At 66.7% G+C, this 10,010-nt stretch carries 11 protein-coding genes; all 11 read left to right on the forward strand.

The annotated features are described in order from the left end of the window. Positions 1-482 precede the first annotated feature (482 nt). Positions 483-1,481 (forward strand): 2-phospho-L-lactate transferase, encoded by a 999-nt coding sequence (gene cofD / locus ACT86A_RS26640; RefSeq protein WP_445094972.1) that lies wholly within the window; start codon positions 483-485, stop codon positions 1,479-1,481. Then, positions 1,478-2,824, forward strand: a complete 1,347-nt coding sequence (locus ACT86A_RS26645) for a coenzyme F420-0:L-glutamate ligase (RefSeq protein WP_445094973.1) — start codon at positions 1,478-1,480, stop codon at positions 2,822-2,824. The genes cofD and ACT86A_RS26645 overlap by 4 nt, the downstream gene beginning before the upstream one ends. A gap of 28 nt (positions 2,825-2,852) precedes the next feature. Then, positions 2,853-3,371 (forward strand): NUDIX hydrolase, encoded by a 519-nt coding sequence (locus ACT86A_RS26650; RefSeq protein ID WP_445094974.1) that lies wholly within the window; start codon positions 2,853-2,855, stop codon positions 3,369-3,371. A gap of 175 nt (positions 3,372-3,546) precedes the next feature. Further along, positions 3,547-4,794, forward strand: coding sequence for an alkane 1-monooxygenase (locus ACT86A_RS26655; protein ID WP_445094975.1), 1,248 nt, complete (start codon positions 3,547-3,549; stop codon positions 4,792-4,794). Then, entirely contained in the window at positions 4,791-4,964 is a 174-nt protein-coding gene (locus tag ACT86A_RS26660; RefSeq protein ID WP_445094976.1) for a rubredoxin, read from the forward strand. Before ACT86A_RS26655 ends, ACT86A_RS26660 begins: the two co-directional genes overlap by 4 nt. Before the next feature lie 56 nt (positions 4,965-5,020). Continuing rightward, a complete protein-coding gene (locus ACT86A_RS26665; protein WP_445094983.1) occupies positions 5,021-5,212 on the forward strand; it encodes a rubredoxin in 192 nt (63 codons plus the stop codon). Between the two features lie 40 nt (positions 5,213-5,252). After that, complete coding sequence (locus ACT86A_RS26670; RefSeq protein ID WP_445094977.1) at positions 5,253-5,873, forward strand: TetR/AcrR family transcriptional regulator; 621 nt, start codon at positions 5,253-5,255, stop codon at positions 5,871-5,873. Positions 5,874-6,027: 154 nt separating this feature from the next. Beyond that, entirely contained in the window at positions 6,028-7,209 is a 1,182-nt protein-coding gene (locus tag ACT86A_RS26675; RefSeq protein ID WP_445094978.1) for an alkane 1-monooxygenase, read from the forward strand. Between the two features lie 70 nt (positions 7,210-7,279). Further along, positions 7,280-8,764, forward strand: a complete 1,485-nt coding sequence (gene ahcY / locus ACT86A_RS26680) for an adenosylhomocysteinase (RefSeq protein ID WP_445094979.1) — start codon at positions 7,280-7,282, stop codon at positions 8,762-8,764. Between the two features lie 238 nt (positions 8,765-9,002). Beyond that, entirely contained in the window at positions 9,003-9,650 is a 648-nt protein-coding gene (locus tag ACT86A_RS26685; RefSeq protein ID WP_445094980.1) for a dTMP kinase, read from the forward strand. Between the two features lie 77 nt (positions 9,651-9,727). Further along, positions 9,728-10,010 (forward strand): response regulator (locus ACT86A_RS26690; RefSeq protein ID WP_445094981.1); only part of this gene is annotated, 283 nt, incomplete at its 3' end.

Below are 10,010 nucleotides of genomic sequence, written 5' to 3' on the forward strand. Positions count from 1 at the left end.
GAAGCCGGTCACGACCAGGCTGAGCCGGGGCGCCGCGACTCCGTCACCCCCCTCTCCGTCCTTCCAGCCGTTTTCTGCGCAGACGCCACGTGCTGCGCCTGCTGTGGAATCGGTCGGCGAGACCATCTCGTTGGCCACGCTCCGCCTCCTCACTGTGTGTTAGCGCAGAATGATTCTTTCCGTCGGACCAACACGCGCACCGACGGCCATACCCCGCGACGTTGTCCCGCGGACGTCCCCGAGCTCGTCATCCCTATGCGAACCTCTGTTCGAAAACTCGCCCGCGCCTAGAGATCTCGCGCGAACCCGGAATGACATGACTGTGATTAGACACGCCGGACGCGTCGATGGTCAAGCCGCCGTCGCAATTCCGTTACTATCCGCAGCCGCATTCCGAACTGATCTTGCATCATGCAATAGCAAATAAACAGCAAATTTGCCGCGAGCGGGGGTTGCCACGCCACCGCATAGGCTGTGCGGATGTGACTGGACAACAAGCGGGTGTCACGCCCGCGAACGGACCCCGGATCGCCGTGCTGGTCGGTGGCGTCGGCGGCGCGCGTTTCCTGCAGGGCGTCCGGGAACTGCTGCCCGAGGCGGACGTCGCCGCGATCGTGAACGTCGGCGACGACGTGTGGATGCACGGTCTTCGAATCTGCCCTGACCTCGATACCTGCATGTATACCCTGGGCGGTGGTATCGATACCGAGCGGGGCTGGGGCCGGATCGGGGAGAGCTGGCACGCCAAGGAGGAACTCGGGAAATATCGCGCCCAGCCGGACTGGTTCGGCTTGGGGGACCGCGATATCGCCACACATCTGATCCGTTCGGAAATGTTGCGCGCCGGATACCCGCTCTCCGCGGTCACCGAGGCGCTGTGCAAGCGGTGGCAGCCCGGCGTGAAACTGATCCCGGCAACCGACGATCGCTGTGAAACGCATGTCGTCGTGACAGATCCGGACAACCCTGGCGAACGGCGCGCGATCCATTTTCAGGAGTGGTGGGTTCGCTATCGCGCGAACATCGACACCCATGGATTCGCCACAATTGGCGCCGAGGAAGCCAAACCGGCGCCGAATGTGATCGATATCATAGAATCCGCCGATGTGGTCTTGCTCGCACCGTCGAACCCTGTCGTGAGTATCGGCGCGATTCTCGCGGTGCCCGGCATCCGCGGCGCACTGCGCACCACCGCGGCCAAGGTGATCGGCGTCGCCGGCGTCATCGACGGCAAGCCGCTACGCGGCATGGCCGACGAATGCCTCTCGGTGATCGGGGTGCAGACCACGGCCGAGGCGATCGGCCGGTACTACGGTGCGCGTTCGGCTACCGGAATCCTGGACGGCTGGCTGATCCACAGCACCGACACCGCCGACGTGCCCGGTGTGCAGGTGCGCAGCGTGCCTTTGTTGATGACCGACCCGCCGACCACCGCCGAAATGGTGCGTCAGGCACTGGATCTCGCCGGAGTGAAACCATGACCACACCGACCGATCACGCGGCCGGAGAGCTGCGCATCATGCCCATCACCGGGCTGCCGGAATTCCGGCCGGGGCACGACCTCGCCGAACACATCGCGCGATGCGCGCCGTGGCTGGCCGACGGCGACGTACTCGTGGTCACCAGCAAGATCATCGCGAAGGTCGAGGGGCGCATCGTGGACGCGCCACTCGACCCGGAGGAACGTGACGCCGCCCGGCGCAGCCTCATCGACCAGGAAGCGGTGCGGGTGCTCGCCCGTAAAGGCCGCACGCTGATCACCGAGAACAAGCTCGGCATCGTGCAGGCGGCCTCCGGTGTCGACGGCTCGAACGTCGAGCAGGGCGAGCTGGTGCTGCTGCCCACCGATCCGGACGCCAGCGCCAAGGCGCTGCGCGCGGCGCTGGCCGAACGGCTGGGCGTGACGGTCGCCGTGGTCGTCACCGACACCATGGGTCGTGCCTGGCGCAATGGGCAGACCGACGCGGCCATCGGCGCCGCGGGGCTTCGGGTGCTGCACGATTACGCGGGCGCGGTGGACGGTCAGGGCAACGAGCTGTTCGTCACCCAGGTGGCGGTGGCGGACGAGCTGGCCGCCGCCGCGGACCTGGTGAAAGGCAAGCTGGGCGGGGTACCGGTCGCCGTGGTGCGCGGGTTGCCGGTCGTCGACGACGGATCCAGCGCCACGGATCTGCTGCGCGGCGGTACCGATGACCTGTTCTGGCTGGGCACCGCCGAGGCGATCGAGCGCGGGCGTAAAGAGGCGATCCTGCTGCGTCGCTCGATTCGTCGGTTCACCGACGCTCCGGTCGATCCGGAACGCATCCGGGCGGCGGTGTCGGTCGCGCTGACCGCGCCCGCCCCGCATCACGCGCGCCCGGTGCGGTTCGTGTGGCTACGCAAGCCTGGGCTGCGCGCCCGGTTGCTCGAGGCGACGGCGCGGCAGTGGCGTGCGGATCTGGCCGCTGACGGCCACACGCCGGAGCAGATCGAGCGCCGGGTCGCCCGCGGCCGCATCCTGTTCGACGCTCCCGAGGTGATCATCCCGTTTTGCGTGCCGGACGGGGCGCACGACTATCCGGACGAACGCAGGCGCGCCGACGAGCACACCATGTTCACCGTCGCGGCGGGCGCGGCGGTGCAGGGGTTGCTGGTGGCCCTGGCCGCTGAGGGAATCGGGAGCTGCTGGATCGGTTCGACGATCTTCGCCGCGGAGGTCACCCGCGAGGTCCTCGGCTTGGCCGGGGACTGGAGTCCGCTCGGCGCGATCGCCATCGGGCATCCGCTGGAAGAGCTGACCCCGCGTCCGGTGGTCGGCGCCGGTTGCGGGCTGGTCGAGCTGTGAGGATGTCCGTCGCACGAGGCGGGCGCCGATGAGCGCGGAGTCCCTGCACGCCTCGGCCACCGAACTGCTCGAATCATGGTGTCCGGCAGCCGATTCGGATCGTTCCCTGCGCGAGGCGATGCTGGCGTTCCTCGGCTCCGCGCCACGCGGCTGCCTGCGCGAACACGCACCCGGACACATCACCGCCTCCGCCGTGGTCTTCTCGCAGGACGGCCGCGAGGTACTGCTCACCCTGCATCCGCGCGTCGGGCGCTGGATTCAGCTCGGCGGTCACTGCGAGGAGCAGGACGACACCGTCGCGGACGCCGCGCTGCGCGAAGCGACCGAGGAGTCCGGCATCGCGGGACTGCGACTGGAGCCGGGGTTGTACGGCGCCCAGGCGCATCCCATCACCTGCTCACTGGGTGTGCCCACCCGCCACCTCGACCTGCTGTTCAGTATCACCGCACCCGCGGACGCGGTCCCGGTGCGCAGCCACGAATCCACCGACCTGCGCTGGTGGCCGGTGGACGCGCTGCCTGCCGACGCCGACGTGCTGCTGCGATAACCCCCAGGTCAGAGCCTCGGTCGGATACCGTCTCCGGCCGGGGCGGGTTCGGTTTCTCGGCCGTTTACAAATTGTCTGATTTGTATAGACAGCAGACAAATTTAGGTCTACCGTCCAATTCTAGAGGTAATGCACATCACACGTGATGTGTCGTCCTCGGGAAATGGAGACAGCCATGTCGACGAACCCCCACCGCATGTCGACGAACGCCGGGGTCGTACCGCCGGTCGAGGCACCGGCGTGGCGCGACCGCAAGCGGTATCTATGGCTCTGGGGGTTATTCGCCCCTACGGGCCTGTTCACGATCGGGCTGCCGCTGGTCTGGGCGTTGAACGAACTCGGCTGGCATCGCCTCGCGCACGTACCGTTCTGGCTCGGGCCGATCCTGGTCTACGTGCTGATTCCGATCGCCGACGTGTGCTTCGGCCCCGATGGCGCCAACCCGCCCGACGAGGTGATGGAGTATCTGGAGAACGACAAGTACTACCGCTACCTCACCTACCTGTACTTGCCGTTCCAGTACGCCGGTTTGCTCGTGGCCGCCTACCTCATCACCGCGAACGACGCCGGCTGGCTCGGTATCGACGGCGGACTGCAGCTGGTGGACAAGATCGGCCTGGCGATCACCGTCGGCATGATCGGCGGCATCGGTATCAACACCGCGCACGAACTCGGCCACAAGAAGGTGGATCTGGAACGCTGGCTCTCCCGCATCGCGCTGGCCCAGTCGTGCTACGGGCACTTCTACATCGAGCACAACCGCGGCCATCACGTTCGCGTCGCGACGCCGGAGGATCCGGCCAGCTCCCGAGTGGGCGAGACATTCTGGGCCTTCTGGCCGCGCACCGTGTGGGGCAGCTTCAGATCGTCCTGGCGTCTGGAGCGGGTCCGCCTGCAGCGGCTCGGAAACAAGCCGTGGAGCCTGCGCAACGAGGTGCTCAGCGCCTGGCTGATGTCGGCCGTGCTGTACGTGGCGTTGCTCGCCGTGTTCGGCATCGAATTGCTCCCGTACCTGCTGCTGCAGGCCGTGGTCGGCTTCAGCCTGCTGGAGGCGGTGAACTACCTGGAGCACTACGGTTTGGCGCGCCGGCGCACAGCGAGCGGACGATATGAGCGGCCCGCTCCGGTACACAGCTGGAACAGCGACCACATCGTCACCAACATCTTCCTGTATCACCTGCAGCGGCACAGCGATCACCACGCCTACCCGACCCGGCGGTACCAGACGCTGCGTAGCTGGGACGGTGCGCCGAACCTGCCGAGCGGTTACGCCAGCATGATCCTGCTCGCCTATTTCCCCCCGCTGTGGCGTCGCGTCATGGACAAGCGCGTACTCGCGCACTATGGCGGCGACATCACCCGCGCCAATATCGATCCGGGCAAGCGGGACAAGGTACTCGCGCGCTACGGAGGCGGGGCATGAGTGCGTTTCGCTGCCCGGTCTGCGACTACGTCTTCGATGAGTCGAAAGGCGCGCCGCACGAGGGATTCCCACCGGGCACCAGCTGGGAGACGGTGCCGGACGACTGGTGCTGCCCGGACTGCGGCGTGCGGGAAAAAATCGATTTCGAGCGGATAGGGGCAAGGACATGAGCACACCATCGCTTAATACGCCATCGCCGGGTGATTCCGTGACGGCGGGCGGCCGGGTGGCGGGTGGGCCCGAATACAAGCTCTACCAGTGCATTCAGTGCGGCTTCGAATACGACGAGGCCACGGGCTGGCCGGAGGACGGGATCGCCCCGGGTACCCGCTGGGACGAGATTCCGGACGACTGGACCTGTCCGGACTGCGGTGCCGCCAAGGCCGACTTCTTCATGGTCGAGATCGAACGGTCGTGAGATTTTGACTGCGGTAGTCCCTCGTGACAGTGTCGCGAGCATGCCGCGCAACGGAACCAGGACTCCCTACCAGGAGGCCGCGCGGGAACTGCTGCGGTCCTCGGTCCTGGACGCGATGCGCGAGCTGCTCACCGAGCGGGACTGGTCCAAGATCACGCTCGGTGACGTCGCGGCGAAAGCCGGTGTGAGCAGGCAGACGCTGTACAACGAGTTCGGCTCGCGCAACGGACTCACCCAGGCCTACGCCCTGCGTCTGGCCGACGACCTGGTCGACCACGTGAACGCGGCGATCAACGGCAACGTCGGTGACGCGCGCGCCGCGTTCCGCGACGGCATGGCCGACTTCTTCGTCGACGCGGCGGTCGATCCCCTGGTCCAGTCGCTGGTCGCCGGCGAGGTGAAGCTGGATCTGCTGCGGCTGATCACCCTGGATGCCGGGCCGTTGCTCGAGCACGCGACCGAGCGCCTGGCGCGGGCCTTCCAGCACAGTTGGGTGGCGGCGACGCCCGCCGAATCCGGCGTGATCGCACACGCCCTCGTGCGGATCGCGCTCAGCTACATTCCCACTCCGCCGGGTCCGGGGCGGGACGCGCCCGCGGAGTTGAGCGCGCTGCTGAGTCCGTATGTGGAGGCGATCATCGCCGCACGCGCACGCAGCTGAGCGGGTGCGGACCCGCTCGCAACGGGTCAGCAGCTCTGTAGCAAATTAAAAACCGACTACTCGGCTTGTAATCGCCGACACGTTTACTTTGCCCAGGTGTGTAATACCCGCGACGTCTACAAGTATTCTCATCGAGTCGGGTCGTCGGAGTTTCATGTCTTCATTGAGTGGGGCAACAGTGCAAACGGTTGGCAATCCAGTGGGTTCGCCCGATCCCAAGCGCCATCTGTGGGTTCTCGGCTTGGTCGCGCCGTCCTCGGCCTTGCTGCCGTCGCAGCTTGTGCTACGCACCGGGCTGGAGGTCTTCTGGTGGATCGGCCCGATCATCGTGCTGATCGTGATTCCAGTGCTGGACTGGATGATCGGCAAGGACGGGAACAACCCGAAGGACGAGGACTACGAGCTACTGTCCAACGATCGGTACTACCGCTGGTGCACCTATCTGATGCTGCCGGTACAGCTGATCGGTCTGGTCATCGCGAGCTACCTGTGGTCCGGCGACGAGCTGAGCGTGATCGACAAGCTCGGCCTGGCCGTCACTCTCGGCTTCGTCAGCGGCATCGGTATCAACGCCGCCCACGAACTCGGGCACCGGGTCGAGCGTCTGGAGCGCTGGCTGGCCAAGATCGCTCTCGCCCAGTCCGGGTACGGGCATTTCTTCGTCGAGCACAACCGCGGCCACCACGTACGCGTGGCGACTCCGGAGGATCCGGCCAGCGCCAGGCTGGGGGAGTCGCTGTGGGAGTTCTTGCCGCGCAGCGTCTGCGGGAGCTTCCGTTCGGCGATCGACCTGGAGCGCGACCGTCTGGCGCGCAAGGGCAAGGGTTGGTGGAGCGTCGACAACCACATCCTGCAGGCGTGGTCGATGACGCTGGCCCTGTTCGGCGCGCTGGTGGCGGTGTTCGGCTATCAGGTGCTGCCCTGGCTGGCATTACAGGCGGCATTCGGCGTCGGCCTGCTGGAGACGGTGAACTACATCGAGCACTACGGCCTGCTGCGGTCCCGCCGCGCGAACGGCAAGTACGCCCGCTGCTCGCCGCGCGACAGTTGGAACAGCGATCATCTGGTCACCAACATTTTCCTGTTCCACTTGCAACGGCACAGCGATCATCACGCCAACCCCGGCCGCCGCTACCAGACGCTGCGTAGCTCGGAGCAGGCCCCGCAACTGCCGGCCGGGTACGCCGGCATGATCCTGTTCGCCGCCGTCCCGCCGCTGTGGCGGCGGGTGATGGACGCGCGCGTGCTCGCCCACTACGGCGGCGACGTCACCCTGGCCAACGTCCATCCGCGCAAGCGGCGCCGGATACTGGCCGCCCGCGGCGTGATCGCATAGACCGCCGGGCGAAGGCCGAGGCCGTCGAGCGACTAGCCTTGCCTCGGTACTTGCCGAACAGGAGAGGCTGATGACCACCTCAGAACTTCCCGCACGCACGTCGTTGACCGCCGATGTCCGAGGCGGCATCGACTACAAGGTGGCGGATCTGTCGCTGGCCGACTTCGGCCGCAAGGAGATCCGTCTGGCCGAACACGAGATGCCCGGTCTCATGGAATTGCGCCGCGAGTACGCGGAGGTGCGGCCGCTACAGGGCGCGCGCATCTCCGGCTCGCTGCACATGACGGTGCAGACCGCGGTGCTGATCGAGACCCTCACGGCGTTGGGCGCGCAGGTGCGCTGGGCGTCGTGCAACATCTTCTCCACCCAGGACCACGCCGCCGCCGCCGTGGTCGTCGGCCCGCACGGCACCGTCGACGAGCCCGAAGGCACCCCGGTGTTCGCCTGGAAGGGGGAGACCCTGCAGGAGTACTGGTGGGCCGCCGAGCAGATGCTCACCTGGCCGGACGAGCCGGCCAACATGATCCTCGACGACGGCGGCGACGCCACCATGCTCGTGCTGCGCGGCGCGCAGTTCGAGAAGGCCGGCGTGATTCCGCCGGAGGACGCCGACCACTCGGCCGAGTACCGAGTGTTCCTGAACTTGCTGCGTGAGCGGTTCGAGACCGATCGAAGCAAGTGGGGCAGGATCGCCGAATCGGTCCGCGGCGTCACCGAGGAGACCACCACCGGCGTGCTGCGGCTGTACCAGTTCGCGGCGGCGGGCGAACTGGTGTTCCCGGCGATCAACGTCAACGACTCGGTCACCAAGAGCAAGTTCGACAACAAGTACGGCACCCGCCATTCGCTGATCGATGGCATCAACCGCGGCACCGATGTGCTCATCGGTGGCAAGAAGGTATTGATCTGCGGCTACGGCGATGTCGGCAAGGGCTGCGCGGAATCGCTTGCCGGACAAGGTGCGCGCGTGCAGGTCACCGAGATCGACCCGATCAACGCGCTGCAGGCGCTGATGGACGGTTACGACGTGGTCACCGTGGAGAAGGCGATCGGTGAAGCCGACATCGTCATCACCGCGACCGGCAACAAGGACATCATCACCTTCGAGCACATGAAGGCGATGAAGAACCAGGCCATCCTGGGCAACATCGGTCACTTCGACAACGAGATCGACATGGCCGCGCTGGAGCGTTCCGGCGCAACGAAATTGAACATCAAGCCGCAGGTCGACCTGTGGACCTTCGAGGAGACCGGCCGCTCGATCCTGGTGCTCTCGGAGGGTCGGCTGCTGAATCTCGGCAACGCGACCGGCCACCCGTCGTTCGTGATGTCGAACAGTTTCTCCAACCAGGTGATCGCGCAGATCGAGCTGTGGACCAAGCCGGACGAGTACGACAACGAGGTTTACCGGCTGCCGAAACACTTGGACGAGAAGGTCGCTCGCATCCATGTCGAGGCGCTCGGCGGCGAGCTGACCAAGCTCACCAAGGACCAGGCCGAGTACATCGGCGTGGATGTGGAGGGCCCCTACAAGCCGGACCACTACCGCTACTGAACGCCTGGTCGCGAACGCGCTGAGCCGGTCATCGACACAGTGCGCATCGCGCATGGACGAGTCGAGCACCGGCGAGGCGCGCCTCGTGCACTGGTCCCGCCGGCCGTCTGGTCGGCGGGACCGCGTTCGCGGACTCATCGATCGGTGCACCGGGCTCGCCGACCGCGTGAACGACTCGCCGTCCACGCCGGTCAGCCGGTGTCGGTGACGGGCGCGGGGCGGGGTATCCTGCCTGGTCATGGGAGTGCTGATAGCCGTCGAAGGGCTCGACGGCGCGGGTAAGCGGACCCTGATCGAGCGCGTTGTGACCGACCTGCGCAGCCGTGGGCTGCGCGTCGCCACGCTCGCCTTTCCGCGCTACCGCGTCAGTGTGCACGCCGACCTGGCCGCCGAGGCGCTGCGCGGCGCGCACGGCGACCTGGCCGGCTCGGTCAGCGGCATGGCGCTGCTGTTCGCGCTGGACCGTGCGGGCGCGCAGGACGAGCTGTCGAAGCTGCTGGCCGACAACGACATTGTGCTGCTCGACCGCTATGTCGCCTCCAACGCCGCCTATTCGGCGGCCCGGCTCGGCCAGTCGGCCGACGGCGAAATCGTGGCGTGGGTAGGCGAATTGGAGTTCGGCAGATTCGCATTGCCCGTGCCCGCACTCCAGGTGCTGCTGGATGTGCCGACCGAGCTGGCCGTCGAGCGTGCCCGCAGGCGAGGCGAACTCGACGCCGAGCGCGCGCCCGACGCCTACGAGCGCGACGGTGGTCTGCAGCACCGTACCGGTGCGGTCTACCGCGAGCTGGCCGAGCGCGACTGGCACGGGCCATGGTGGACATATCGATCCGAGGACGACCCCGCTACGCTGGCCGCGCGGATCATCGAAATCGTTGGTCGATAAGGTTGGCTGTGCCGCAGGTTCGCACCAGTGTTGGCGTGGCGGCCCGATCCTCGCCTGGGAGATGACAACATAGAGTTATGAAGCCGAAGATTCTGGTCGTCGACGACGATATGGCACTCGCTGAGATGCTCACGATCGTCCTGCGCGGGGAAGGGTTCGACCCGCACGTGGTCGGCGACGGCACACAGGCCCTGGCGGCGGTTCGCGAGATCCGCCCCGATTTGGTGTTGCTGGACCTGATGCTGCCCGGCATGAACGGCATCGATGTGTGTCGTGTGCTGCGGGCCGATTCCGGGGTGCCGATCGTGATGCTCACGGCCAAGACCGACACGGTCGACGTCGTGCTGGGCCTCGAGTCGG

It is taken from the genome of Nocardia glycosmidis (assembly GCF_052545115.1).

What these genes read in the sequence shown, in the direction of transcription:
- ACT86A_RS26645 (WP_445094973.1), top strand. Translation starts at nt 1,478, where the DNA reads ATGACCACACCGACCGATCACGCGGCCGGAGAGCTGCGCATCATGCCC.
- ACT86A_RS26650 (WP_445094974.1), top strand. Translation starts at nt 2,853, where the DNA reads ATGAGCGCGGAGTCCCTGCACGCCTCGGCCACCGAACTGCTCGAATCA.
- ACT86A_RS26655 (WP_445094975.1), top strand. Translation starts at nt 3,547, where the DNA reads ATGTCGACGAACCCCCACCGCATGTCGACGAACGCCGGGGTCGTACCG.
- ACT86A_RS26660 (WP_445094976.1), top strand. Translation starts at nt 4,791, where the DNA reads ATGAGTGCGTTTCGCTGCCCGGTCTGCGACTACGTCTTCGATGAGTCG.
- ACT86A_RS26670 (WP_445094977.1), top strand. Translation starts at nt 5,253, where the DNA reads ATGCCGCGCAACGGAACCAGGACTCCCTACCAGGAGGCCGCGCGGGAA.
- ACT86A_RS26675 (WP_445094978.1), top strand. Translation starts at nt 6,028, where the DNA reads ATGTCTTCATTGAGTGGGGCAACAGTGCAAACGGTTGGCAATCCAGTG.
- ahcY (WP_445094979.1), top strand. Translation starts at nt 7,280, where the DNA reads ATGACCACCTCAGAACTTCCCGCACGCACGTCGTTGACCGCCGATGTC.
- ACT86A_RS26685 (WP_445094980.1), top strand. Translation starts at nt 9,003, where the DNA reads ATGGGAGTGCTGATAGCCGTCGAAGGGCTCGACGGCGCGGGTAAGCGG.